The sequence below is a fragment of the Amphritea atlantica genome, from assembly GCF_900111095.1.
In the GTDB taxonomy this organism is placed as follows: domain Bacteria; phylum Pseudomonadota; class Gammaproteobacteria; order Pseudomonadales; family Balneatricaceae; genus Amphritea; species Amphritea atlantica.
In genome coordinates this window covers 79,273-104,979 of sequence record NZ_FOGB01000014.1, presented here as the reverse complement: position 1 = coordinate 104,979, position 25,707 = coordinate 79,273, and the positions used below count along the sequence as shown (strand labels likewise).

The following is a 25,707-nucleotide window of genomic DNA, read 5'->3' as shown; positions in this document are numbered from 1 at the left end:
TCAGGATTAACTATGGACATGTCACAAACAACTCGCAATAAATTGGGTATGCCGTTGGTTGGCTTTGGTACGTATCAGCTTACCACTGAGCAAGCAGAGGTATGTGTATGTGATGCCTTACAGGCTGGATTTCGCCATATTGATTCGGCGCAAGGCTACAATAACGAGGTTGGTACGGGTAAAGCCATAAAAGCCGCTGGCATTTCCCGCGATGAAATATTTGTTACGACTAAGCTGTTTCCGGGCTACGCGCCGTGGGGCTCTGCCGAGAAAACATTCGACGACACCATTAACACCCTGAAGCATCAATTGACCGAGCTGCAATTGGATTATGTGGATATGTATATGATTCACGCGCCGTTTTCCAGCCTTAGATTAGAGCAGTGGCAAGCGTGTATGGAGCTGAAAAAGCTGGGGTTAACCAAGCACATCGGTGTGGCGAATTACAATATTGCGCGCCTTGACGAAATAATGGACGCCGGGTTGGCGTTGCCAGAAGCCAACCAGGTTGAATTTCACCCACTTTGCGCCCAAGTCGAGTTGACTGAGTTTATGGGCCCAAAAGGGATTGTGCCTATAGCCTATAGCTCGCTGGCACCTCTAGCGAGCTGGCGAATGGAAGATGGACAAGGTGGTGAGGTTTTGGCAGAAATCAAAGCGGAAAGTCAGGTCGTGCTTAACGAAATGGCCAACCGTATGAAGGTGCCCCAAGCCAAATTACTATTAAGATGGGGTATGCAGCACGGCTATTGTGTACTCACAAAAAGCAGTAAACCTGAGCGTATTCGCGATAACTTAAATGTTTTTGATTTTAGCATTTCAGATCAAGACATGGTTCGCCTGGATCAGCTTAATCAAAACCAGGCTATCGCTTGGGCGGCAAATGGCTTAAACCCAATGGAAGTTGCCGATCCGCTTAAATAGAGTGGTTTAGGGGCTGGCCGATTGACTGCCCTTTTTTGGTTTTTGCAACACTCGTTGGTTGGTTACTTCAAAGGAGCGTGCAAGCGTTACATAAATCGCATAAGTGACAGTGGTGTTCTGTCAATAATGTCAGGCTGATTTTTCATTCCTGCGCTCCTCATTTTTCAGCATAGTATTTAGGATGACGATCAGCTTTGCTGGCAATCGCCCAGATATACTCCACCATCTCTCGGGCGATGGCTGTGACAGAGACATCGGATGTTTCCCCCGCTTGATTAACCGCTGATAACGCCAGCAGAGCTTTAGCTGTGCTTTCCAGTCTATATCCATGATCTCTTTACTCAACGGCTCTTGTCGTTTCTGTAACTCGGTTGAGATATTAGCGCTGAAACGATAGCTATGTGCCCCTTCAATCAATAAACGTCCGGCGCGGCCATTACCGCACTTGGTGATACTGCCTTGTCTTCGATGCCCGCTACTGGAATGCTCGCTGGAAAGCCCATCCCCAGAATGATGACAACCTGAATAACACTGATAAAAATATAGGGTAGGATTGAACTGTATCAAAGAGAGCGTGGCCATAAACATCACTGTGCGTGTGTGATGGCGGCCACCTCGGACACAGCGTTTATCATTATCCACTGGGAAAAGTCTTCCATTTCCCATTACTTTTTATATATAGGTGGGAGGCTTGACCCTTTATACCCCTGTCTGGCTTTTAAGGAATCAAAGGATGTTTATAGGTTGCTTCATCATTCTTGCCCTGATAACGGTTACGTTTTCAGGTTGTTTATGCATTCCATCTTCAAAGAGCTTCGATAAACATCGCTATCAGCTGATATCTGATTTGGCGACAAAACTTCCTTGCTGCACCCCATTAAGGGATATCCAACCAAAAGCAATTCCGGGCAATGGCTAATGGTTCGAACTGGTCGATGAAAATAGCCCTTCCGTATCTTTGAGTCATTATCGAAGCTACGTGTCGCATCCCGGTGCGGTTTGTGAGCTATATTGAGTTTAATGCACCCGAGAAAATAATATGAATCTGCGTAGTATTCTACTTTTTCTAACCTTGTTCAGTTGCCTGACGGCTGTGGTAGGGGTGTTTCTCTTCTACGAACAATCGGTCAACTCCAATATAGAGAAAGAGGAGCAGTCCGCTGACACGACTGCAAGCCTTATTGCAGTGAAACTCGATACGGCTATAGAAAGATATATCAGGGCCAGCCGAACTCTTGCATCCTTACCGGATATAGTAGGCACGATGTCTGAGTCTCGCGAGCAGGGTTATATAAAAAGTAAGTACTTGTTGTATCAGTTTTGTGACAAGGGACAAGCAAGCCTTTGTTACTTAATCAAGCCTGATGGTCTTACAGTGGTGGATAACCGTGGACCGGATCAAAACAACTCCTTAGAAGGGTATAACTATTCATTTCGTCCCTATTTCACGCAGGCTCTGAAGCGCGGGGGGGATGTATATGCGGCTTTAGGGACAGTGACTAAAAAAAGGGGACTGTATTTCAGTAGTCGTATTGAAAGTGAGAATTCCTCCATATTAGGGGTAGCTGTCATCAAAGTCCCTATGGAAAACCTTGAGTCTGACATTCACAACCTGGAAGGCACTGCGGTTTTAATCAGCCCTGATGGTGTTGTCTTCGCAAGTAGCGACAAAAGCTGGGAAATGTGTTCATTGTGGCCCATTCCTGAAGCGCGTATGAGCGAAATTATTGCATCAAAACAATTCGGAATTAATCCGATAGCTTCACTTGGCTTTCATGACGAGATTAAAGAGCAGCGCCTCTACAGCGAAAAGCTTGAAGTTACCTTTATCGTCGGCCAGTCTGAGCTGAAAACCATGCCAGGGTGGCAACTGCTCTATCTTAATCAGGCTCATGAGTTTTATTGGCTCGACGATACGGTCGTGCCTCTTGTTTCCTTAATGTTTCTTCTGGCGTCTGCCGCATCATTGATGCTGTATAAAGTGGGTACCAGGGATCTGCAATTCCTTAAGGAGGCAGAGCAGGAACTGATGAATAGTGAAGAGCGACTCAGACAGCTTGCTGAACTGACGAATGAAGGTGTTTTGATCCATAAAGACGGCATTATTTTGGATACTAATAAAGCTTCAGCGGAGATTTTTGATTACCCGGAAGAATATCTGATTGGAAAAGATATATGGAGTTTTATGGCTGAAGAATGTATTTCTACGGCCCATCATCATATGTCTATCGGTTACGAACGTCCTTATGACCTTGAGGGAAAAAGGAGGGGAGGTGAGATTTTCCCAATGGAAGTCTGTGCCCGTGACAGCGCCATAAAAGGTGAAAAAGTCCGCGTTTGTTGCATTCGGGATCTTTCTCAAAGTAATTCACTGGTTATTGATCGATTGAACTTCTTCATCGAGGATGCTGAAAAAAGTGGATCTATTTTTGCTGTCGTTTATATCGATCTGGACAACTTTAAACGCTTCAATGACAGCCTTGGTCATCAGTTTGGTGATAAATTATTAACGTCTGCTACCAGACGTTTACGTGGTGGATTAGAGGACCAGGACAGCCTTCTGCGTCACGGTGGGGATGAGTTCATTATATTACTGCAAAACTTTGGGGGCACAAGAGAACTTTATAAAGCTGTAGAACGCTTACATAACGTATTTAATGAGGAGTTTGTGATCGACCAATATGGCGTTTCACTATCGGCCACTTTTGGAGTATCCATCTACCCTCAACATGGTGATAAAGCTATAGGTTTATTGCAAAATGCGGAATTAGCAATGTATCGGTGTCGTGAGATCGGTAATCAGGGGTATTTTGAATATTATTCAGAAGAGATGGGGCGTAATGCTGGGTATAAGCTGGAGATGGAACAATATCTCAGGAAAGCGCTGGAAAACGAGGAGTTGCTGCTGAATTATCAACCGGTGTATGCGTATCAGGATGGAGAGATCAACCTGGTGTCCGCTGAAGTACTGGTCCGTTGGAATTCAAAAGAACTTGGCTGTGTCGGGCCGGACAAGTTTATTCCTATCGCCGAAAACACAGGGCTTATCATTGAGATTGGTAATTGGATTATTCGTACGGCGTGTCAGCAAGGGGCTGAGTGGATTGCGAATGGGTATCGGGCATTCAGACTTGCCATTAATATCTCTCCCAGGCAGTTAAGGCAGTATGATTTTATTAATGTATTGCAGGGTATTCTGAGTGACACGGGTTACCCCGCAGAGCAGCTATGCTTGGAGATTACGGAAGGTATTCTTATCGAGGATGACCAGTATGCCCGGTATATTCTTAACCAAATTAAAGAATTAGGCATATCACTGGCAATTGATGATTTTGGGACCGGTTATTCTTCTCTCTCCTATCTGAAACATTATCCGTTTGATCTGCTAAAAATTGACCGGGCATTCGTAGCCGATTTAGATATAGATAAAAGCCATAACCAACTAGTGACGGCTTGTATTTTAATGGCTCATGGTCTGAATATGAAAGTTGTGGCGGAAGGCGTTGAAACGGCAGACCAACTGACATTTCTGGCGGATCATTCATGTGATTATTATCAGGGGTATTACCTCAACCGCCCAATGCCGGCACAGCCGTTTGAAGCGTTGTTAAAATAAACCGGGCATTAGATTATTTGAGTGATTTTTTATGGTGTCCATGCAGCATTCAGGCATGAGCTGGCTAATGGTTCCTGAAGTCAAAGGATCAAAGCCCTTTACTGTAACTTGATCGCAGTGATCAATAGTTATAATCAAAAAGGGCTTTGCCTCCTTTAATCTGATGATAGCCTTCCAGTACGTATTGTGACGCCTTTAATCGGATAGGTCTGGAAAACGTTACAACAGAATATAGACGTGTTTGAGCCGGAGTAAAAACTATCAATACTTCCAGGCAATAGGTTTAAACGGACAGGGGAAGGCTGGGGTAGATGGATATTTTTGTGCCAAAATATCTACTCCGACAGTCTCGTCAGGCAGACAAAAGGAGAATCAGTATGGACTTGCCAATCACGTCATTACTCGCGGGCATCTTTACATTACTCATGGTGCCTTTGAGTCTTCAAATCTCGATAAGCCGAGCAAAGATCGGCGGTTTTTCTGGTGGTCTTACATTTGGCGATGGTGGGGATGAAACGCTGCGCCGCAAGATCCGGGCACATGGCAATTTCATCGAGTACGCCCCTATGGCGCTTATTGCACTCGGTCTCGTTGAGTACGACGGAGGAGAGAAAACTCTCGTTCTCGGTCTTGCGAGTGCCTTCCTTATCAGCAGGCTATTACATGCAGGTGGAATGCTCTACACGTCCACCCCATTTATTCGCGGTATAGGCATGCTTATACAACACGTGGCTTTTGTTATCGTGGGAGGTTGGCTTGTACTGCAAGTGGCTGCCTAAGCATAATTGCCCATGCGAAAATCACATGGGCTGGATCTCGCTGACGCCGGACCTGTGATGGCCGCGTTAACCAACGTAAGAGGACGTTTAATGACCAGGATTGATCTGATAAAAATGGAAGGGGCAAGGGTGGCACGCATCTCTCTGGCTCCAGGAGAGATTTCGCCAAATCACTATCACACTGAGGTAGTTGAAAATGTTGTCTGTCTGGCGGGGAAGCTGGAAATAAGATTTGATGACAGTAGTAAAACAGAGGTCCTGGTTCCGGGTAACATATACGAAATAAAGCCTGAAGAACCACATTTTCTAATTAATTTATGTGATTCAACATCAGAGTATCTTCTGGTTCAAAAGGGTGCTTACGACTTTGTGCCAGCACAATAACAACAAGCAGCTTAGCTTCGGCGACAAAAATGTGGCCTCCACCTGACTCACTAACGGCGTAGCTGCTGCAAGCGTTATAAGGTAGGGAGAGATTGTGCATCTAATCATGTTCGACATAGATGGAACGCTGGTCGAATCATACGATTTTGATACGGAGTGCTTTCAGGCAGCGATCAGGGACGTATTGGGTATCGCTATAGGCTCTGACTGGAGTTGCTATCGTCACGTCACCGATTCCGGGATTCTTGCCGAGATAGTCGCAGAGTCGGGCTTTCACAGTGACAGAGAGCGTATCGAAGCGAAAGTTAAAGAGCAGTTCGTCAGTCGGGTAGCGGATTACATTTCTTGCCACGAAGTATCACCGATCCCGGGAGCGTATAACTTTTTATCGCAGCTTGTTTCCCGCCAGAATGTCTCTGTCGCTTTTGCCACTGGTGGCTGGGCTGAATCCGCCAGAATGAAACTCAATGCGGCAGGCCTTAGTTTCCCATCCATACCCTTGGCTTCGTCTTCCGATCACAACAGCAGAATAGAGATTATGCGGTTGGCCGAAAGGCTTGTGGGCACTGATCATTATGATTCAAGAACCTACTTTGGGGACGGGCCCTGGGATCAGAAAGCATCTGAGACGCTGGGTTATAATTTTATCTCTGTCGGGCATCGCATTAGCAGCCTCCAATCGATTCGGGACTATACCGAAGCCGATGTGGCCCTGAGATACATTGGCTTATAACCTATAACCAACGCGGCACAGCGTCCGTTTTTCTTCCGCTTTGCGGTTTCGAGTCTGCGCGTGTCCCAGCCGTTATTTTTTGAAGTTAATACAACCCAACTTTTTCATGCGACATAAATTTGTTTATTGTGAATTAAGTCAAAGGGGGTAAAGCCCTTTACTCTACTTTGAAAATAACGATCAACAAGGGCTTTGGCCCATTCAATCCAGGGTTTGTCCCGACTCAGTGGGTCTCTCCCGGACATCGTATGTGGTCCGATATACACAGGATGGTTACATGTTTGATCGCCTGGACCCCAGGTGCTTTAGTGAATTGTTGATTTATTGCTCCAGGGTATGCTTAATTATATATCAATCAGGTGCCTGGATAAGGGGCGTCGATACACCTAATTATTACTAATCACTAATTGGCGATTAGTAATTATCGTGAGAGTGGTCCATAAGAAGAAATAAAATGAAAAAATATTACCGTCTGGCTTTGGGTATCAACGCTGTATCTATAGTAGTTGCATTGCTATTCTCGATAGAAAACACAAGTTTGCTGCTCCTGGTCGCAGTGCAGGCGTTGTTGTTAGGCTGTCTGATAAAAATGGATCATTCGGCAAGAGAGCAGTTCAACTTTTATGAGCAGATTCTTGATGCTATCCCAAACCCACTCTCTGTTACTGACCTGGATATGAAGTGGACGTTTGTCAATCGAGCGGCTACCGATCCCCTGGGAGTAAAACGTGAGGATATACTCGGACAGCACTGCTCAAACTGGGGAGCAAACATCTGTAACACCGAAGATTGTGGCGTGAACTGTTTAAGAAAAGGAAATCAGAGCACTTTCTTTAACCAGTGGGAGAAAGATTTTCGTGTAGACACTTTTTACATCAGGGGATTAGATGGCGACGAGATAGGTCATGTTGAATATGTACAGGAAGTGTCAGAAAAGGTTGCGCTAAAAGCCGTGTATAAAGATGTGGATGCGATCAGTGAAAACCTCACAACAGGTGCAAACGAGCTTAGTGTTGCCAGCAATGCTCTGACAGTAGGGTCAAACCAGCAAGCGAACTCTATTTCTCAAATCGGCAACTCGCTCAATGAGATCCTTGCCCAGGCCAATGACAATGCCGAGCGTGCCTTAATGGCCAGCGCAATCTCGTCTGAGGCGCAGCGAGCTGCGATCATGGCCTCCGATGAAATAAGCGAACTAGAGCATGCGATGGAGAAAATTAATCGTTCAAGCGAAGCGATTAGTGACATTATTAATGTCATTAATGACATAGCATCTCAGACTAATTTACTCGCACTTAATGCTTCCATCGAGGCTGCCCGGGCAGGCGAAATGGGCCGCGGTTTTGCTGTGGTAGCAGATGAAGTCAGAAAACTTGCTGAGCGCAGTACAACAGCTGCTAGCGAGTCGGCGCAATATATTCAGTCATCAGTCGAAAATATCGAAAAGGGAAGTTCAGTATCACAAAAATGTGTGAGTGCGTTGAGCGAGATTGTTAAGCATGTGGCAACTATCTCAGACACCATCAAAGAAATAGATAATGCATCGCAAAGTCAGGCGAGAGGGTTGAGCCAGGTAAATCAGGGAATGTTAGAAATTGGTGATGTAACTCACTCGACGGCAGCATCTGCGGAAGAGACTTCCCTCTCTGCTTCTGAGCTGAGTGCGCTTTCAGTGAAACTCCAGGCCCAGCTGGAAAGCATGAGAAAAATTGACGGATTAATCGATGATGCTGATAAGAAAGAGATGACCTTAATTGAGGTTGAGAATGTGTCATAACGTAAGGTAAAACTGAAAAAGTGCCAGGTATTGGCCAAGAAAAAAGATGCAGTAGACCGTCATTAGTATTGTTGTAGAGGTCATTAGGCAAGAGGTTCAATATACCCAGAGAGCATACTGCTTTCAGGATTTAGCAGTGACCACAACAGACCTCCCATGTTAAAAAGTGACTTGTTGTTCAGCTTTTAATCTAAGTATTCAATCGAGCCAGTTATTCAATTGACTGGCGTTTTTAATCTCCATTTTCTTTCTGTATCAAGGTGTTTCGCGTGATTTTAGCGATCTTCAGGCGAACAGATCCCTTATAGCGTCGATAATTCAAAATGAGCTGAGTGTCCGTTGCATTAAGCCAGTTGCTTTCATTTTGCTGAACCCCGTTTCAGAAGGGATATTGAGCCTTTGAAGTATCGGAGCGAAGGATAGCTCAATGCTGCAGGCCTTAGCTTTCCACTCATACCATTGGCTTCATCCTCAGATCACGACAGCAGAATAGAGATTATGCGGTTGGCTGAAAGGCTGGCGGGCAATGGTCGTTATGATTCAATAACCTGCCTTGAGGACGGGCCCTGGGATCAGAAAGCATCTGAGACGCTGGGCTATAATTTTATCTCTACCGGGCATCGCATTAGCAGCCCCAATCGATTCGGGACTATACCGAGGCTGATGTGGCCTTGAGAGTCATTGGCTTATAACCTATAACCAACGGCGGCACAGCGATCGTTATTTAAAGGAGAATGAAATGAGATTGGCAGGTCTGAGTGATAAGGAAATACTGGATATAGTGCAGCCATTAGCGGAACATACTGAGAACGCATGGAATACAAAGAGTTATCGCGATTTTATTCAATATTTTTTTGATGAAAACCCTTCAGAGCACTTTCCTGAAGAGGAATTTAATCGGCAGATAGAAGAAAACTACGATGTGTACGGAAAACACACAATAGCTGATCTGGTGACTATCCACAGAAACCCTGATCACGTCATTGCGATATGGAAGGTAGACCTTGAAAATCGGGAAGCGCCAGGTCTTCTTATCTATGGCTTTAGAGAGCGGGATGGCAAGGTGTTAATCGAAGGTTGTTCATATCATGCATAAAGGAGAAGTAAGAAAGTGAAATACCTTTATCTGATTTTATGCGTTTTCGGTACCTTATTGCCTTTATCTCAATTTGTACCCTGGGTAGCGGAGCACGGGGTTGATATACCGCTATTCATTCAGGAACTATTCTCTACAAGAATCGGCGCTTTCTTCGGTTGGGATGTCATTATTTCAGCAGTCGTTTTGCTGGTCTTCATATTCACTGAAAGTAAGCGTATTCAGATGCCGCATCTCTGGCTGCCTGTCGTTGCCACATTGAGCATCGGGGTGTCTTTGGGGCTGCCACTGTTTCTTTACTTGAGAGATCTCCATATTGAGAGCAACACATAACCATCGCCTCGGGGTACGGTTGGTGCTGCTTTGGTGAGAGCGATGGCACTCGCCTTTGACGTTGGGTCTTACGCATTCGGAGTAGTCATGGACGTTAAACTCGACACGATTATAATTTACGCGCGAAACATGGATAAAACCGCCGATTTTTATCGGAAGTATTTTGGCTTTATCACGACTGGTGAAATACTCGAGGGTTTGATCGAGCTGACCTCAGAAGATCGCGGTCTCACGATACTGATTCATCAGGCAGCTAAGAGTATCAAGCTTGGGCAGGTAGGCGTTAAGCTGGTATTTAGCGTTCAGGATATTGAAGAGTTTAAACGCAGATCTGCCGAGTCGGGTTTGGTATTCGGAGCCACTCATCAGGCAAATGGTTACTCTTTTTCTAATGCAAAAGATCCTGACAAAAATACAGTGTAAATTTCAAGCAGAGCGTATAGAAAAAAACTTAACAGCTAAAGGCGGCCGACAGCGATGGGGGTGGCTGGTTGAAATTTTTTTAGCTACCAAATGGCGATGAAATTTCCAGGAGGATCCTATGCAAGACAGAGACTACACCGTTAAAACAGTGGGCCGAAACGAGATTGATATTGCCATTGAATGGGCTGCAGATGAAGGCTGGAATCCGGGTTTGCATGATGCTGATTGTTATTATTCAGCTGATCAGAATGGTTTTTTGATGGGCTTTCTGGGTGACGAACCTATCGCTTCAATTTCGGTGATCAGGTACAGCGATGCTTTTGGTTTCCTTGGGTTCTACATTGTTAAGCCTGGGTACCGTGGCAAGGGCTATGGAATTCAGTTATGGAACGCGGGGCTGAAATACCTTGAAGGGGTTAATATCGGCCTTGATGGTGTGGTGGCTCAGCAGGAAAACTACACAAAGTCTGGTTTTAAGCTGGCCTATCGCAATATCCGTTACGAAGGGGTTGGCGGCGGCACGCAGCCCAAAAACGCTGAGATTGTAGAACTCGACACATTACCTTTCGAATCCATTGATCAATATGACCGGCCATTTTTTCCTGCCAGCAGATCGCAGTTTACTAGATCATGGATTACCCAGCCTGGGAGTCATGCGCTGGGCATCCTGCAGAATGGTCAACTGGCGGGTTATGGTGTTATACGCAAATGCCGCAACGGTTATAAAATTGGCCCTCTGTATGCGGACAATCCTGAACTGGCCGAATCTCTTTTCCTGGCCTTAAAATCCACAACAACCTCATCTGACACGGTTTTTCTTGATACACCGGATAGCAATCCTGCGGCTGTGGCACTGGCTGAAAAGCATCATATGAGCGCCTCATTTGAAACTGCAAGAATGTATACCGGCGATTTTCCTGAGATGCCAATACAGCGTCTTTTTGGTGTGACATCCTTTGAAATCGGATGAGAGCGCTACGGACTCAAAGCGGCATATGATAGCTGCACTGCAAATTTCCGAACGCCTTCTCTGTTTCGTTGCCACGCTCCCGCGTGGGAATGCATACGGAACCTGAATTAAGCGGTGAAAGATGACAGACCTTTATGACTACCATTCTCAACGGTGTGATCGCTGATGGGAGTAGGCCAACTAGGAGCCCCTGTAGACAGGGGGCTCTTAAGCGTGGTCTATATAGGGATTGGCTCTTAGTCGCTCAATCGCCAGGTCGATAAAGGCTCTGATCTTTGCGTTAGCTTGTCGCCCTTCGAGATGAACAATGCTGACCGGCAGTGGCTGGCTTTCGTAGTCTTGCAGTATGCGCGTCAGGGAGCCGTTTTTTAACTCCTCGCCAACCTGATAGGACATCAGGCGGGTGATGCCAAACCCTTCTCTGGCCGCTGTTATTGCTGCGCCATTCTGGGAGCAGAGCAGGCGTGGAGTGAGTTTTACCGATTCCCTGCCTGTGGATGATTCAAATTGCCACGTGGTTGGCGGTTCAACCGTTGAAGCCTGAATGATTTCATGATCTCTGAGCTCGGCAGGGTGCCTGGGGGTGCCATGCTTTTGCAAATAGCTGGGCGAAGCACAGACCAGTCGCTGCACGCTGCCGACGGGGGTGGCGTAGATGCTTGAATCCTTGAGGTGGCCAATGCGGACAGCGACGTCGAGACCCTCATCGAGTATATTACTGACGCGATCGTAGAATAACGCTCTGACGGTTACCGCTGGATTCTGCTGCAAATATTCCGTCAGAATCGGTGCGATATGTATCTGACCAAACAGTACCGGGGCTGTAATCGATAACACCCCTTTGGGCTCGGCGTAGCTTCCTGATGCGGTAGCCACGGCCTGTTCGACGTCTTCCAGAATACGTTTGGCGTCTTCGAAAAACCGGGCTCCCGAATCCGTGAGCCGGACATGACGGGTGGTTCTGTTGAACAGGCGCAGCCCCAGGGCCTTCTCAAGCTGAGCGACCGATCGGGTTACTGCTGGTGCTGACAGGTCCAGTGTGCGGCTGGCGGCAACGAAGCTCTGACATTCCGCAACCTCGATAAACACCCGCATCGCTTCAAGTTTATCCATTCTGTTTCACACAGTTTCATCGCATATATTATTTCACTAACAGTAATAGATAATTAAATTTCAGTCTAATTATCTTTATTTTTGTTAATTGTATGCTGGGCTCTCCAATCCGATAACATTTAGGAGTTAATTATGTCCCGTATACCTACACCGGCATCTGTGATGGCTGCACCGGAAGCCTCCCGAGAATCACTTGAAGCGGTTAATTCCCTTCTGGGCAGTGTGCCTAACCTGTTTCGCATTGTCGCCAACAGCCCGCAGACTCTGGAGGGCTACCTCGGTCTGAATGGTGCACTGAGTAATGGTTCGCTGGATGCCCGGACGCGTGAGCGTATCGCCCTTGCGGTTGCCGAGATCAATGGCTGCAACTACTGCCTCGCTGCACACCAGTATCTTGGTTCCAATCTGGCCGGACTGAGTGCAGCTGAAATTGAAGCCAATCGCCGTGGCACCTCCAGTGATGAAAAAGCCGCAGCAGCGGTGAGCTTCGCCGTCAGCATTGTGAACAACCGCGGCAAGGTCTCTGACCGTGAGGTCGGGGCGGTTCGTGCTGCCGGTTATAGCGACGCAGAGATCGTGGAGATCGTAGGCCACGTTGCCCTGAATACCCTGACGAACTACGTGAATGAAGTGCTGGGTACCGAAATCGACTTTCCAGCTGTTGATACCCTGGCAGCCTGAGTCAGTGTGTGGGTGGCGCTTTCGCCACCCTTTACCCTTAAGAGGAGAATTTACTATGTCCAGACCCCCTTTACCGCCGTTTGATGAAGCCTCGGCCATCGAAAAGATCAGACTCGCCGAAGATGGCTGGAATGGCCGCGATCCCCAGAAAGTCGCTCTGGCCTATACCGAGAACTGCTTATGGCGAAATCGTGCCGAATTTGTAGCAGGGCGCGAAGCAATCGTGCAGTTGCTGACACGCAAGTGGACCCGTGAGCTTGACTACCGGCTTATCAAAGAACTATGGGCATACACGGATAACCGAATTGCCGTTCGTTTTGCCTATGAGTTTCATGATGATTCCGGACAGTGGTTTCGTGCCTATGGCAATGAAAACTGGGAGTTCGATTCTAATGGCCTGATGAGACAACGTATCGCCAGTATTAATGAGCATGCGATCAGTGAGGAGGAGCGGAAATTTCACTGGCCTCAGGGTCGTCGCCCTCATGATCACCCCGGCCTCAGCGATCTGGGCCTGTGAGTTATGCCGTCGGTTTTTCGAGGTGCACCAGAGAAAGAGGTATGTAAAGTTGACCTATACCAGCGATATCGCCTTTACCGCGAGTGTAAAGGCTATTCAGACCCGAAAGGGTTCCAGAGATAGTTATGCGCGAATGGAGCAGGGCGGTGGCTGGCAACGTGACATCACGCCCGACTTGGCGGGCTTTATCGCGGCGCAGAGGAGTTTCTATCTGGCGACCGTTAATGCTGACGGTCAGCCTTATATCCAGCATCGTGGTGGTCCACCGGGTTTTCTGAAGGTACTCGACAGGCAAACCCTCGCTTTTGCAGACTACCGGGGAAACAAGCAGTTCATTACTCAGGGAAATTTAACCGATAATCCCAGAGCGTTTATCTTCTTAATGGACTATGCCAACAGTGTTCGAATCAAAATCTGGGGCCGTGCAAAAGTGATAGAGGATCAGCCAGCGTTGTTAGCTGAACTGATGCCCAGCCAGGACCGATACAGGGCGCGGCCGGAACAGGTGTTGATGTTTACCGTTGATGCCTGGGATCGGAACTGTCCACAACATATTCCACAACGGATGGATCAGGAAGCGGTTGAAGCACTGTTGCAGCAACGTGATCAGCGGATCGCAGAACTGGAGGAGCAACTGCGTCTTCTGCAAGGAGAGACCCGATGAGTAATATATGGGTTTTAGATATCGAAGCCAGCGGCTTGAGTCCTGTTAGTTATCCGATAGAGATCGGTCTGGTGAACGCTGAACAGACCTATCAGACACTTATCCGACCTGAAGAATCCTGGGAACACTGGAGTCTGAAAGCATATGAGCTGCACGGACTGTCGCGTCAGGATCTCTTCGAAAAAGGCAGACCGGCGGATGTGGTCGCAAAGGAGCTTAACAGCTTATTGGCGTCTAAAGTCGTGTATTCCGACCATGAAGACTGGGACGGTTTCTGGATAGGTCGCCTGTTTGAAGCGGTGGCTATTGAGCAAACTTTTAATGTTGTGGATCTCAGTACATTGCTGAGTGGTCACCGGGCGGGTACTTTCGCTAGCTGTTTTGATGAATTGTCACAAGCGAGTGATTATCGTGCACATCGCGCTTTGAACGATGCCCGTCTTATTCATCAGGCCGCTATGTTTGCTCTGAATAGTGATGAATAACCGGAGTCATTGACCTGACGGTAAGCTGTCCAGAAGGCATCGGTTCTGTGGTTTTCCCGCTACTCTGTAAGGTAAATTGAGAACTGAATGGTCAGCATCACAATGTAATCGCGCGATATGCCTCAAGGATATGATCCACCTTGATCTTGTCGCCTTGCTGAATCCGTTGGTAGTGGCTGAGGGTTTTACGCAGATAGGATTCGACGATACGTTTTTGTGCGGCGGTTTCTGAGTGCCAGATTCTGTTGCCCACAGGGCTGATAAGCGCCTGGTGATCGGGGGTTGATGATACCAGTATCGCTTCATAGAAACGCTGATTCTCTGCAATCAGAATTTCATCTTTCAGACTGCAATTCAGTTCGATCAGTTTCTCGCGCAAAGCATACTGCTGATAGACCGGGCAGAGCAGCAGATCAATATTCAGTTGGGCATGTTGCTGATGGATCGCTTCAAGAAACTGAATCATCAGATCACCGCCGACCCCGGCAATAATGATCAGTTGTTTGCCACTGTATTGCTGCAGCGGAAGTCGGGCCACATCGATGCAGTGCGTTTCCCATCGTTCCCTGGCGTCGGGATAAAACCGTCGCAGCCTGTTTTCCAGCTGTGTCATGAGCTGAGGCACGATATCCACAAAGTGGATGGTTGCGCTGGTTGGCCGAGATAGCAGCTCAGCCCCAAGAAAGCCATGATCACAGCAACAATCCCAGATATGGTCATAATCTGAAGCCACTAGCTGTTCAATCTGTTGTAGTCGTTTGCTGAGTTTCAATGCATCGCCCAGGTGAGGTTTTCAAACGCGCATTGTAGAGTTTTTTTAGATTTTGGCGAGCAAAAGGGCCGTTGGCCTTTTATAGAAAATGTCCGGAGATCCGACTGTCCGGACTGCTGCGCAAGCGCGGTAATTAACGCGTTTTTAGTGTTGAAAAAGCGCTGTCGGGTGCCGGTTTCTGGCTGAAAATCTTTGCTGTCATCTTAATTTCAACTTGAGGACTCGCCTGTTAGCAACTACTACTTAAGGTAATCAAATATGAATTCTGGTAGTGCAGAAGGTTGTCGTGCTGGCCAGTTTAGGGAGGCATTTCTATGGCTATCGGTGTATGGATTAGCCTGGCTCTTTATTTTGTACTGATGATTGCGATCGGTTTTTATGCCTGGCGGAAGTCTACGGCTTCATCTGAAGAATACATGCTGGGGGGACGAAATCTGCCGCCATCGGTTGCGGCGCTATCGGCTGGCGCATCGGACATGAGTGGCTGGTTGTTGCTGGGGCTTCCGGGTGCCCTGTTTGCGTCAGGCCTGGTACAGGCGTGGATCGGTATCGGGTTACTGGTGGGAGCTTTAGTCAACTGGATTGTGGTTGCGCCACGTTTGCGTGAACAGACCGAACGTTATGATAACAGTCTGACCATTCCGCAGTTTCTGGCGTGCCGTTTTCCTACCCGGGCCTTTGCTTTGCGAACGGTGTCCGCGATTATTGTGGTGGTGTTTTTTGCTGTGTATACCGCTTCTGGTCTGGTGGCAGGGGGTAAGCTGTTTTCCAGCGCGTTCAGTGGGCTGATCAGCGTGGGTGGAGTCAGTGATTATTCTGTGGGAATCTGGCTGACGCTTGGCATTGTATTGACCTATACGGTGATTGGCGGCTTTTTAGCAGTGAGCCTGACGGACTTTGTGCAGGGCTGCATCATGATGATCGCACTGGTGCTGATGCCTGCTGTGGTGTTGTTCGGCAGTGGCGGCGGGGGGCTGAGCCAGGCCTCAGAAACCCTCTCAATCGTTGATCCGAACTTTCTGTCGTGGACCCATGGGTTGACGGTGGTCGGGTTTCTGTCTGCGGTAACCTGGGGACTGGGGTATTTCGGACAGCCGCATATTATTGTGCGGTTTATGGCGGTGCGTTCGGTTAATGAGGTGTCCACCGCGCGGAATATCGGTATGTCATGGATGGCGATTTCGTTAATCGGTGCAATCTGTCTTGGTGTGTTCGGTCGTGCCTATGCGGTGCGCAACGGTCTGGATATCAAAGACGCCGAAACGATTTTTATTGTTCTGGCTGATCTGCTGTTTCACCCATTGATTACCGGCTTTCTCTATGCCGCGTTGCTAGCGGCGATCATGAGTACGATTTCCAGTCAGTTGCTGGTGTCTTCGTCATCGCTGACAGAGGATTTCTATCGTTTGTTCCTGCATAAGGAAGCGAGTGAACGGGAAAGTGTGTTTATCGGTCGTATCAGTGTGCTGTTGGTGGGGATCGCTGCGGCGATTATTGCGGGTAATCCCGATTCAAAGGTGCTGGGTCTGGTGAGCCATGCCTGGGCTGGATTTGGTGCGGCGTTTGGTCCGCTGATTATTTTGTCGCTGACCTGGGCGCGGATGTCCGGTACGGGGGCTGTCGCGGGGCTGATTGTCGGTGCGGTCACCGTTATCGTCTGGATTCAGCTAGGCTGGAACAGCAGTTTCATGGGCGGTCCGGGGGTGTATGAGATTTTGCCGGGCTTTGTTGCCTCCTGGTTAGCGATCTATCTGGTGAGTCTTGCGACGCAGTCTTCAGGGGAGTTTCGCGCGATCAATACCTAGTATTATGGGAGCTGTGGGCTGGTATTTTAGTTGCCAGCTGCACAGCCCGTTGTGTATTCGTCAGGTGTGGGCGTCAATCAGCACGGCTGCGGATGCGTGGGTAGTGTTCTCGGATGTAGTAGCAAAACAATGAGTGGTCAATAAGACTCTGTATTGTTTATTTTTATTAAAAATAATCCCTTGAATATCATAATTTAGGTCGAATGTTTTTGCTTTTATTAGAATAATAGATCAAACGACTTTGCGTGATGCTGTACTGTATAACATCGTAACGTGGTGGTCGCGCCTGGACTCAGGCCAGAGTGTAAGACTGCCACTCAGACAAACAATAATAAAACTATGCAGACAGAATTTATGGACACTCATCACTCAATTCAGGAAGACTCTGAATTTTCTCGTCAGTCCCCGGTTATCATCGAGGACACTTCAGCTCACCGTTCAATGACGACAACCCTCAGCCGTGCCGCAGAGTATTTGCGCAGCCTGGCTGACGATCCCGACGAAAACTGTTTCGTACTCTCTTCAAACTGACATTTTAAGGCGCGCAGGCCAGCTGCGGGCTTTATCCTTTTGCGCCTGTATTACCTGTGGATTTCCAGAGGGGAGATGCAGGCGACACACCCTTTATCCATCAATGTTAAGTGAAGGCGAGATGAGGCAGAACCATTTACGGCTGATTGAAAACTATCAGCAATATGAGCCGGCGATTCACCGGCTGCTGGCATCGATGATGACCAGTTTTTCGGGTACCACACTGCTCTCCGACAGAGAGGCTCAGGCCGGAGTGATGAACCGTATATCCCGTTATTATCCCTTTGCTGAGCTGATGTATAGCGTGGATATTAACGGCGTACAGTTAATGGATACCGTGTGCAGCCCCGGTGTCAGTTATCGACAGCAGCGCGAACCGGGAAAGGGGCGTGATCGCAGTCATCGCCCCTATATGCTGATCGCCCGTAATACCGATAATCAGGTCTGCGTCACTGATCCCTATCTTTCCTGTGCCACCCATCAACTGGCGATCTCCAGTATTCAGGCAGTACATGATTCTGAGGGAAATGTTGCCGGTTATCTGGTGATGAATTTTAATCTGCAGCGGCTGATTTCATATCTGAAAGGTGATCAGATCAGGGCCGGTATCCACCCCATATTTCAGAGTATCTACGCAGCTATCGGTGGCATGCTGGTGCTGGTCTCTATGCTGTTGATTTATGCCGCAGGGGTGTCACTCTGGAAAGCGTTTCAGCTGGGGGGAGATGTCACTACCCGCTCGTTTGGAATTGTGATACTGATTACGCTGGGGCTGGCGATCTTTGATCTGGGTAAAACCATACTGGAAGAGGAGGTGCTGGCCCATAAAGATATTCATCATCATGATACGTCCAGGCGCACCATTACCCGCTTTATGTCGGCCATTGTGATCGCGGTGTCGATAGAGTCCCTGTTGCTGATGTTTAAATCGTTGCTGGTGGACAGTGGCGGACATGTGCTGAATGCAGTCTGGATGCTGATGGCTGCCGTGGCACTGCTGATGTCACTGGGGGTTTATCTGAAGCTGAGTAAGGAGTAAACGGGATATACCACGCAGATATGTAACGCCTGCTGACTATCTGCTGAGCTGCTTACTCCGGTATTCTGGGGGGGCAACGCTAGGGCTTTTGCTACCTGCTTTGATGAGCTGCCACAAGCGAGTGGTTATCGTGCACATCACGCTGTGTAATGCTTTTATACTCGTTAACGTAGCAGTTCGCCTCTTCCCTGAATGAACGGGTCGCTAATACTTCAACAAATCAATAAACTGCGTATGATGAGTTTTTTAAAAGGACATACCAGGACACTCCATGGGAATTATTGACGAAACAATCAGGGATAAATATGCCGAACTGACCCCTCAGGAGCGAAAACTGGCGGATTTTATGCTCGACCGTCCCAATGATCTGGCTATGTTTAACAGTGCTGAACTGGCCCGTTTGTGTGGTGTGTCGAAGGCGACCGTGAGTCGGATGTTCAAACGACTTGGGTTCTCCTCTTTTAAAGAGGGGCAGATGGAATCAAGACGTCAACGTCAATTAGGTGTGCCTGTTGTCGATAGCGATTCCTCTATACGTACCTATGCACCCCATTTTGAACGTGAGATTCGCAACCTGCAGATGCTGGCACAGTCGCTGTCTGAAGAGCAGGTGCAGCCTGTTATTGAGGCGATGGCATCGGCGCGCTCGGTCAAAGTGATCGGGTTTCGCAACAGTTACCCTGTTGCGCTGCATATTCGCCAGCAACTTCTGCAGATCAGGCCCAGTGTTGATCTGGCTCCGTTACCGGGTCAAACCCTTGCTGAGGAGTTGGAAGGTTCAGGCGGTGATGATCTGGTGATCTTTATCGCGTTTCGCCGCCGACCTAAGATATTTGAGGAGGTGCTGAAACTGGTGTTGCAGAAAAATATTCCTGTGCTGCTGATCGGCGATGCTTCTTTGCGAAAAGTGGCAGCGAAGGCGACCTGGTGGTTAGAGTGTCCGCTTGAAAGTGTTTCCGGGTTTGATGCGTATAGCTCAGCGATGAGCCTGGCGACCCTTCTGTGTAACTCATTACTGCACCATATTGCGGTATCGGGACAGGCGCGTAGTTTGTCTATCAGCGATAGCTACCGAAACCTGAACGAACTCGATTTTAGCTAGTGCCGCTTTATCGCACCAGATACCTCTTTTGATTGCACTGTTTCAGAGACTATTGCACAGCATCGGTGCATGGTTTCTGATAAGCGCCTCCCCCTTCTTTATCTCTGAAAGCTAACATACTGTTTTCAAATAACTATCATTTTTTGGCACTAGTGTTGCAAAGTTTTGGCTAAGTGAAACAAAAGTTTCATTGCTGCTTTCCCTAAAACTTTTCCTTATTACCAGAGGACGTAAAGAATGATGAGTGTATTCAAGAGCTGCCTGAAGTTCGTCGGACTGATCGGGCTATGCATTACAGCATTGAGTGCTAATGCTAATCAGCTGGATGAAATTACTAAACGCGGAATGCTGGTTGTCGCAGTACCTCAGGACTTTCCTCCGTTTGGTTCTGTCGGTTCTGACCTGCAACCGGTGGGTTATGATGTCGATACCGCCGCTTATCTGGCTGAGAGCCTGGGCGTTAAACTGGAGCTGGTTCCGGTCACCAGTGCAAACCGTATCCCTTACCTTCAGACCCGTAAGGTGGATCTGGTTATCTCCAGTATGGGTAAGAATCCTGAGCGTGAGCGTGTGATCGATTTCTCCCGTGCCTATGCACCTTTCTTCCTGGGCGTATTTGGCAGCAGTGATGCAGCGGTAGCTTCAGCTGCAGACCTTGCTGGTAAAACGGTGGGTGTAACCCGTGGTTCCGTTGAGGATCTGGAACTCTCTAAGCTGGCCCCGGAAGATGCGGTTATTCGCCGTTTTGAAGATAACAGCACTACGATCTCGGCTTACCTGTCAGGTCAGGTTGAGCTGATCGCTACCGGTAACCTGGTGGCAGCGAAAATTGCTGAGAAAGGTAATTCCCGCGGCCTTAAATCTAAGTTCATCATCAAAAACTCTCCCTGCTATGTCGGTACTCACAAAGGTGATACTGAGCTGCTGACTAAGGTGAACGAACTGATCGTTGCAGGTCTGACCTCAGGTAAGCTTGATGAGCTTTCTATGAAGTGGTTCAACGCTGAACTGCCTGCTGAACTAAAGCTATAACAGGTTAATCGGTATGGACTATACCTTTCAGTTTGGAGAGTTGTTGCCATACTCGGACCTGATTGCCAGGGGAGTGCTGTCGACAGTGATTCTGGCCATCGTTACCACAGTACTGGGGTGCCTGCTTGGCACCCTGGGTGCTGCGGCCCGTGCTGGTAAACAAACATTTTTAAGTCGTGCAGTGGGGGTTTACGTTGAGCTGATTCGCAACACCCCTTTTATCGTACAACTGTTTTTCATCTTTTTTGGTTTACCCACTATCGGAATCAAACTGACCGCTGGGGAAGCGGGACTGTTGGCGATGGTGATTAATCTGGCGGCCTACAGTACAGAGATTATTCGTGCAGGTATTGAATCTATCCCTAAGGGACAGCTGGAAGCGGCCCGAACTCTGGGGCTGAGCCGTACACAGACCTTTACCCGGGTGGTGTTGCCTCCGGCGCTTGAGAAAATCTATCCGGCGCTAACCAGTCAGTGCATTATCGTTATGCTGGGATCAGCTGTACTGTCGCAGATCTCCGTTGAGGAGCTGACCTTTGCCGCGAACTTTATTCAGTCACGTAACTTCCTGAGCTTCGAAGTCTATATGGTGATCACAGTTATCTACCTGTTGCTGGCTATTCTGATGCGTCAGGGATTCAAGCTGATCCATTATTTCATGTTTCCTAATCTGAGGGCCCGGTCATGAGCGTGTTTTCCGATTGGGATATTTTACGTAACCTTTTGTTGGCAGCGCGCTGGACAGTGGTTTTGTCGTTGATCGCATTTGCGGGTGGCGCCACCGTTGGGCTGCTGCTGACTATGATGCAGGTCAGTGGGCGTACGCTGTTGGTTCGCTTTACCCGTTTGTATATCGAACTGTTTCAGGGCACTCCATTGCTGATGCAGCTGTTCCTGGTGTTTTTCGGATTGTCGCTGATGGGCCTGGAAGTGTCTGCCTGGTTTGCCGCTGCACTGGCGCTGACGCTGTTCAGCAGTGCCTATCTGACAGAGATATGGCGGGGATGTATTGAATCTATCCCTCGTGGTCAGTGGGAAGCATCCCGTTGTCTGGGATTAAGCTACTTCGAAATTATGCGGCATATCATTCTGCCACAGGCTTTAAAGGTCGCGATAGCTCCGACGGTTGGCTTCTCAGTGCAAATTGTGAAAGGTACCGCGCTTGCTTCGATTATCGGGTTTGTTGAACTGACCAAAGCAGGCACCATGCTGAATAACGCCACCTTCGAGCCATTTAAAGTCTTTGGTATGGTCGCGTTGCTCTACTTCCTGCTCTGTTATCCCCTGTCAGTCGCAAGCCGTAAACTGGAGAGAAAACTCAATGTCGCTCGTTAGTATTAACAATGTTCATAAGTATTACGGCAGTAACCATGTACTCAAGGGGATCAACCTTGAGATCGGTGCTGGCGAAGTGGTGTCTATTATCGGTCGCAGTGGCTCAGGAAAGAGTACGCTGCTTCGCTGTATTAATGGCCTTGAAGCTTATAGTGAGGGCGGCGTGGTCGTCGATCAGATGGAGGTGGTCTACGATGACCGTCAGATCCGCAAGCTGAGTAAAAGTGTGGGGATGGTGTTTCAAAGCTTCAACCTGTTTCCCCATCTGACTGTCGGCCAGAATATCATGCTGGCACCTAAGCTGGTTCGCAAACTCCCTGAAAGCGAAGCGAAAGTGATCGCCCAGGAGGTGTTGGCAAAAGTGGGACTGGCGGAAAAAATAGACAGCTATCCTGCCGAACTGTCCGGTGGACAGCAGCAGCGTGTCGCTATTGCCCGCTCGCTGGCCATGAATCCGAAAGTATTGCTTTGTGATGAGATTACCTCGGCACTGGATCCGGAACTGGTGGGTGAAGTATTGAAGGTTCTTGAAGATCTGGCAGCGGAAGGGATGACGCTGATCCTGGTGACCCATGAGATGAACTTTGCCCGGGATGTCGGTGATCGGGTGATCTTTATGCATCAGGGGTTGGTATGGGAGGAGGGTGATTCTAAAACGGTTCTTGCCAATCCTCAGACACCTGAACTGAGTAAATTTATTAATGCTGTTTTGTGATCTGGCAGAGCGTTTCTGGGTGTCTGCACCTGTTGTCGTGCTCAGAAATTTAAAAAGTTTAGGTAATAACTGATGATGAAAACTCAGAATCCGGTCATCGGTTTCGATCCGGAAAAATGGTTGAATCTGGCCGATGCCCGGTTGGGTGCCAGGGCGATATCGGTCACCGATGACTGGTTTGCTGAGGTCGGGCGGATGTTGCAACCGACTGAGCCTGTCTGGAAAGAGGGCGTGTTTGATGACAACGGAAAATGGATGGATGGCTGGGAATCCCGGCGTAAACGTTATTCTGGTTATGATCACGCGGTGATACGGCTGTCATCCGCGGGTGTGATCGAGGCTATCGATATCGATACCCGCTATTTTACCGGTAACTATCCGCCATCAGCATCGGTTGATGCCTGCTATTGCGAAGAGGGTGATCCGAACTCTGAAACCGAATGGGTAGAGTTGCTGACCTCTGTGTCTCTCAGTGGCGATAGTCATAACCTGCATCTGATCTCCTCAGAGAGTCAGTGGACCCACCTGCGGTTAAATATCTATCCCGATGGCGGGATTGCTCGTTTTCGTGTTTATGGCACACCCTGTAAAAACTGGGGTGAAACCTCTCCTGGACAGCGGGTTGATCTGGCCGCCGCGATGAATGGTGGCAGGGCTCTGGCCTGTAGTGATCAGCATTATGGCACCATGAGTAATATTCTGATGCCGGGGCGGGGTATCAATATGGGTGATGGCTGGGAAACCGCCCGGCGTCGAACTCCGGGGTTTGACTGGGTGATTATTGCGCTGGCTCAGCCCGGCACTGTTCAGCAGGTGCTGGTGGATACCTGTCATTTTAAGGGTAACTATCCGGATAGCTGTTCGATCACGGCCGCTTATGTGGATGGCGGCACAGATCAACAGATCGAAGCGCAGAGTCTCTACTGGGAAACGCTGCTACCCTCTCAGAAACTGCAGATGGATGCAGAGCACTTGTTTGAGCAGGAGCTGACAGATATCGGGCCGGTTACCCATGTGCGTCTGAATATCTTTCCCGATGGCGGTATCAGCCGGTTACGCATTAACGGGGTGATCGATTCAGGTGAATAGGGACCGGCGTTTTTGTGTCTGTCGAAGCTAAAAAACAGCGCTAAAAGACAGAGGTAACCCATACCTCTGTCTCAACTCAGTTACTCCGGCAGTGGCCGGTTCTGGGCACGGAACTCGTGGGCTTCGTAGGTGCCCAGGTTGCGCATCTCTTTGGTAAAGAACTCCAGCTCCTGCAGGGCATACTGCATCATCCGGTCATCGGGATGGCCTTCGACATCCAGGTGAAAGCTGGCCCCCTTTGTCAGCCCGTTACCCATATAACTTTCCAGCTTCACCATATTGATGCCGTTGGTGGCAAAGCCGCCCAGGGCTTTATAGAGTGCTGCGGGGATGTTACGTACGGTAAACATCAGTGAGGTGATATAGGGGACATCGGGCTTGTGCTCCGGAATCCCCTGTTCACTGGAGAGAATCAGAAAGCGGGTCGTGTTGCCGGTGACATCCTGAAAGTTGTCCCGCAGGATCTCCAGATCATATAGCTCGGCGGCCAGGCTTGAGGCGATAGCAGCGTGGCTGGGATCAGGATTCTGCGCCAGCTCATAGGCGGAACCCGCGGTATCAAAAGCAGCGATCGGCTCTATGCCCAGCTGTTTGATATGGCCATCACACTGAGCCAGCGCCTGTGGGTGCGAAGAAACGGTTTTCAGCTGGTCAACCGAGCTGCCCTTGATTCCCAGCAGACAGTGACTAACCGGTTCGAAATGTTCACCGATAATATGTAACTGACTTTTGGGCATCAGCCGGTAGATCTCTTCCACCCGACCGGCGGTTGAGTTTTCCAGTGGGATCATCGCCAGCCTGGCTTTGCCCTGGTCCACCATAAACATCGCTTCAACAAAGGTCTCACAGGCAAACGCCTCCATCTCCGGGAAAACCCGTCGACAGGATAGATGTGAATAGGCGCCTTCGACGCCCTGAAACGCGATGATGTTCGGTGCAGCTGACATGTTGATTCCGGTTAATGACACTAATAAGGCGGTAATTATGTCACAGATTTATATTTTTGCAGTGAGCAGACCGACATTTTTCAGTAATATGGCTGCAACTTTGTTACCAGCTTAATTTGGGACCCCGATGACTCCGGAACGTACCGCCAAACTGACTCAAACCCTCAATCGCCGCCAACCGGATCTGACCCTGATTACCGATCAGGTACACAAGCCGCGCAACATTGCTGCCCTGATACGCACCTGTGATGCGGTGGGAATACCCCGCATCCATACGGTGACGCCAAAAGAGGGGTATGGCTTTAAAGGGACCACCCGGGGCAGTGATCGTTGGGTCAAAACCCAAAACCATCGTTCCGTTTCGGACGCGATTGCCGGGGCCAAAGCTCAGGGGATGAAGATCTATGCGGCACATTTTTCCGACCGGGCGATCGATTATCGTGAGGTCGATTTCACCCAGCCCTGTGCGCTGCTGATGGGGGCTGAAAAACATGGCGTCAGTGATGAGGGGGCCGCGCTGGCCGATGAGCATATTCTGATTCCGATGATGGGGATGGTGGGCTCGCTTAATGTCTCCACGGCGGCAGGCATTATTCTTGTGGAAGCGCAGAATCAGCGCTTAAAGGCGGGACTGTACGAGCAATCCAGACTTGATCCTCAGGAGTATAAAGATACGCTGTTTGAGTGGAGCTTTCCTGACCTTGCTGATTTCTGTCATAAAAAGGGATTGGAATATCCGCCGATGGATGATCTGCTGGCGCTGATGGATGCTCCGGCCTGGTATCAGGCGGTGCGTGACGGGTCAGCACCGAAGCGTCAGTGGTAATCCCAGATAATCGGTC

The 25,707-nt window shown here is 48.8% G+C and carries 27 protein-coding genes and 1 pseudogene; 24 read left to right on the top strand and 4 right to left on the bottom strand.

Annotated elements, in window-relative coordinates; translation table 11 throughout:
• Window positions 1-12: 12 nt before the first annotated feature.
• Window positions 13-924 (top strand): aldo/keto reductase family protein, encoded by a 912-nt coding sequence (locus BMY09_RS18165; protein WP_091361062.1) that lies wholly within the window; start codon window positions 13-15, stop codon window positions 922-924.
• A 157-nt stretch (window positions 925-1,081) separates the two neighbouring features.
• Here the strand turns inward: BMY09_RS18165 and BMY09_RS18160 are convergent.
• A pseudogene (locus BMY09_RS18160) lies at window positions 1,082-1,416 on the bottom strand (IS110 family transposase); the annotation flags it as partial.
• A 547-nt stretch (window positions 1,417-1,963) separates the two neighbouring features.
• Here BMY09_RS18160 and BMY09_RS18155 point away from each other — a divergent pair.
• The 9 genes from BMY09_RS18155 to BMY09_RS18115 all read left to right on the top strand — a co-directional run bounded on the left by BMY09_RS18155 (window position 1,964) and on the right by BMY09_RS18115 (window position 11,035).
• Window positions 1,964-4,540, top strand: coding sequence for a bifunctional diguanylate cyclase/phosphodiesterase (locus BMY09_RS18155; RefSeq protein ID WP_091361060.1), 2,577 nt, complete (start codon window positions 1,964-1,966; stop codon window positions 4,538-4,540).
• Window positions 4,541-4,917: 377 nt separating this feature from the next.
• Window positions 4,918-5,319 carry an MAPEG family protein gene (locus BMY09_RS18150; protein ID WP_175483590.1) on the top strand — a complete coding sequence of 134 codons (402 nt, stop codon included), beginning with the start codon at window positions 4,918-4,920 and terminating at the stop codon, window positions 5,317-5,319.
• 90 nt (window positions 5,320-5,409) lie between these two features.
• Window positions 5,410-5,703, top strand: a complete 294-nt coding sequence (locus BMY09_RS18145; RefSeq protein WP_175483589.1) for a cupin domain-containing protein — start codon at window positions 5,410-5,412, stop codon at window positions 5,701-5,703.
• Window positions 5,704-5,797: 94 nt separating this feature from the next.
• Window positions 5,798-6,436: an HAD family hydrolase gene (locus BMY09_RS18140; protein WP_175483588.1), complete on the top strand. Its 639-nt coding sequence runs from the start codon at window positions 5,798-5,800 to the stop codon at window positions 6,434-6,436.
• Window positions 6,437-6,890: 454 nt separating this feature from the next.
• The gene (locus BMY09_RS18135) at window positions 6,891-8,213 is read left to right on the top strand and encodes a methyl-accepting chemotaxis protein (protein ID WP_091361054.1); all 1,323 of its coding nucleotides are present in this window, start codon (window positions 6,891-6,893) and stop codon (window positions 8,211-8,213) included.
• Between the two features lie 739 nt (window positions 8,214-8,952).
• Window positions 8,953-9,309 (top strand): hypothetical protein, encoded by a 357-nt coding sequence (locus tag BMY09_RS18130; RefSeq protein ID WP_091361052.1) that lies wholly within the window; start codon window positions 8,953-8,955, stop codon window positions 9,307-9,309.
• A gap of 15 nt (window positions 9,310-9,324) precedes the next feature.
• Complete coding sequence (locus BMY09_RS18125; RefSeq protein ID WP_091361050.1) at window positions 9,325-9,642, top strand: DUF2834 domain-containing protein; 318 nt, start codon at window positions 9,325-9,327, stop codon at window positions 9,640-9,642.
• Between the two features lie 87 nt (window positions 9,643-9,729).
• Window positions 9,730-10,065, top strand: a complete 336-nt coding sequence (locus tag BMY09_RS18120) for a VOC family protein (RefSeq protein ID WP_091361048.1) — start codon at window positions 9,730-9,732, stop codon at window positions 10,063-10,065.
• A 118-nt stretch (window positions 10,066-10,183) separates the two neighbouring features.
• Window positions 10,184-11,035 (top strand): GNAT family N-acetyltransferase, encoded by an 852-nt coding sequence (locus BMY09_RS18115; RefSeq protein WP_091361046.1) that lies wholly within the window; start codon window positions 10,184-10,186, stop codon window positions 11,033-11,035.
• A gap of 207 nt (window positions 11,036-11,242) precedes the next feature.
• Here BMY09_RS18115 and BMY09_RS18110 read toward each other — a convergent pair whose 3' ends face one another.
• On the bottom strand, window positions 11,243-12,148 hold the full coding sequence (locus tag BMY09_RS18110; RefSeq protein ID WP_091361044.1) for a LysR family transcriptional regulator: 906 nt from the start codon (window positions 12,146-12,148) through the stop codon (window positions 11,243-11,245).
• 132 nt (window positions 12,149-12,280) lie between these two features.
• Here BMY09_RS18110 and BMY09_RS18105 point away from each other — a divergent pair, with 132 nt between their 5' ends.
• Genes BMY09_RS18105 through BMY09_RS18090 form a run of 4 tightly spaced genes read left to right on the top strand, consistent with a single transcriptional unit; the run spans window position 12,281 to window position 14,498 of the window.
• Window positions 12,281-12,829, top strand: a complete 549-nt coding sequence (locus tag BMY09_RS18105; protein WP_091361043.1) for a carboxymuconolactone decarboxylase family protein — start codon at window positions 12,281-12,283, stop codon at window positions 12,827-12,829.
• 55 nt (window positions 12,830-12,884) lie between these two features.
• Complete coding sequence (locus tag BMY09_RS18100) at window positions 12,885-13,349, top strand: nuclear transport factor 2 family protein (RefSeq protein WP_091361041.1); 465 nt, start codon at window positions 12,885-12,887, stop codon at window positions 13,347-13,349.
• A 49-nt stretch (window positions 13,350-13,398) separates the two neighbouring features.
• Window positions 13,399-14,013 carry a pyridoxamine 5'-phosphate oxidase family protein gene (locus BMY09_RS18095; protein ID WP_217647471.1) on the top strand — a complete coding sequence of 205 codons (615 nt, stop codon included), beginning with the start codon at window positions 13,399-13,401 and terminating at the stop codon, window positions 14,011-14,013.
• Window positions 14,010-14,498 (top strand): 3'-5' exonuclease, encoded by a 489-nt coding sequence (locus BMY09_RS18090; RefSeq protein WP_091361038.1) that lies wholly within the window; start codon window positions 14,010-14,012, stop codon window positions 14,496-14,498. The genes BMY09_RS18095 and BMY09_RS18090 overlap by 4 nt, the downstream gene beginning before the upstream one ends.
• Before the next feature lie 97 nt (window positions 14,499-14,595).
• Here the strand turns inward: BMY09_RS18090 and BMY09_RS18085 are convergent, their stop codons facing one another.
• Window positions 14,596-15,270 carry a tRNA (adenine(22)-N(1))-methyltransferase gene (locus tag BMY09_RS18085; protein WP_091361036.1) on the bottom strand — a complete coding sequence of 225 codons (675 nt, stop codon included), beginning with the start codon at window positions 15,268-15,270 and terminating at the stop codon, window positions 14,596-14,598.
• A 314-nt stretch (window positions 15,271-15,584) separates the two neighbouring features.
• Here BMY09_RS18085 and putP point away from each other — a divergent pair, with 314 nt between their 5' ends.
• From putP to alc, 9 genes are all read left to right on the top strand, one after another.
• Window positions 15,585-17,075 carry a sodium/proline symporter PutP gene (gene putP / locus BMY09_RS18080; RefSeq protein WP_091361034.1) on the top strand — a complete coding sequence of 497 codons (1,491 nt, stop codon included), beginning with the start codon at window positions 15,585-15,587 and terminating at the stop codon, window positions 17,073-17,075.
• 339 nt (window positions 17,076-17,414) lie between these two features.
• Window positions 17,415-17,606, top strand: a complete 192-nt coding sequence (locus BMY09_RS22235; protein ID WP_175483587.1) for a hypothetical protein — start codon at window positions 17,415-17,417, stop codon at window positions 17,604-17,606.
• A 121-nt stretch (window positions 17,607-17,727) separates the two neighbouring features.
• The gene (locus tag BMY09_RS18075; protein WP_091361081.1) at window positions 17,728-18,645 is read left to right on the top strand and encodes a PDC sensor domain-containing protein; all 918 of its coding nucleotides are present in this window, start codon (window positions 17,728-17,730) and stop codon (window positions 18,643-18,645) included.
• A gap of 271 nt (window positions 18,646-18,916) precedes the next feature.
• Window positions 18,917-19,747 (top strand): MurR/RpiR family transcriptional regulator, encoded by an 831-nt coding sequence (locus BMY09_RS18070; protein WP_091361033.1) that lies wholly within the window; start codon window positions 18,917-18,919, stop codon window positions 19,745-19,747.
• Window positions 19,748-19,984: 237 nt separating this feature from the next.
• Window positions 19,985-20,779: a transporter substrate-binding domain-containing protein gene (locus BMY09_RS18065; RefSeq protein ID WP_245756624.1), complete on the top strand. Its 795-nt coding sequence runs from the start codon at window positions 19,985-19,987 to the stop codon at window positions 20,777-20,779.
• Between the two features lie 13 nt (window positions 20,780-20,792).
• The gene (locus BMY09_RS18060; protein WP_091361031.1) at window positions 20,793-21,467 is read left to right on the top strand and encodes an amino acid ABC transporter permease; all 675 of its coding nucleotides are present in this window, start codon (window positions 20,793-20,795) and stop codon (window positions 21,465-21,467) included.
• Complete coding sequence (locus BMY09_RS18055; RefSeq protein ID WP_091361030.1) at window positions 21,464-22,114, top strand: amino acid ABC transporter permease; 651 nt, start codon at window positions 21,464-21,466, stop codon at window positions 22,112-22,114. Before BMY09_RS18060 ends, BMY09_RS18055 begins: the two co-directional genes overlap by 4 nt.
• Window positions 22,101-22,829, top strand: coding sequence for an amino acid ABC transporter ATP-binding protein (locus BMY09_RS18050; RefSeq protein ID WP_091361028.1), 729 nt, complete (start codon window positions 22,101-22,103; stop codon window positions 22,827-22,829). The genes BMY09_RS18055 and BMY09_RS18050 overlap by 14 nt, the downstream gene beginning before the upstream one ends.
• A gap of 72 nt (window positions 22,830-22,901) precedes the next feature.
• On the top strand, window positions 22,902-23,918 hold the full coding sequence (gene alc, locus BMY09_RS18045; protein ID WP_338024071.1) for an allantoicase: 1,017 nt from the start codon (window positions 22,902-22,904) through the stop codon (window positions 23,916-23,918).
• Between the two features lie 80 nt (window positions 23,919-23,998).
• On the opposite strand, the gene BMY09_RS18040 is transcribed toward alc, so the two are convergent.
• On the bottom strand, window positions 23,999-24,865 hold the full coding sequence (locus BMY09_RS18040) for a prephenate dehydratase (RefSeq protein WP_091361025.1): 867 nt from the start codon (window positions 24,863-24,865) through the stop codon (window positions 23,999-24,001).
• A 127-nt stretch (window positions 24,866-24,992) separates the two neighbouring features.
• Between BMY09_RS18040 and trmH the strand changes: the two genes are divergently transcribed.
• Window positions 24,993-25,691, top strand: coding sequence for a tRNA (guanosine(18)-2'-O)-methyltransferase TrmH (gene trmH / locus BMY09_RS18035; protein ID WP_091361024.1), 699 nt, complete (start codon window positions 24,993-24,995; stop codon window positions 25,689-25,691).
• The last annotated feature ends 16 nt before the right edge of the window (window positions 25,692-25,707 follow it).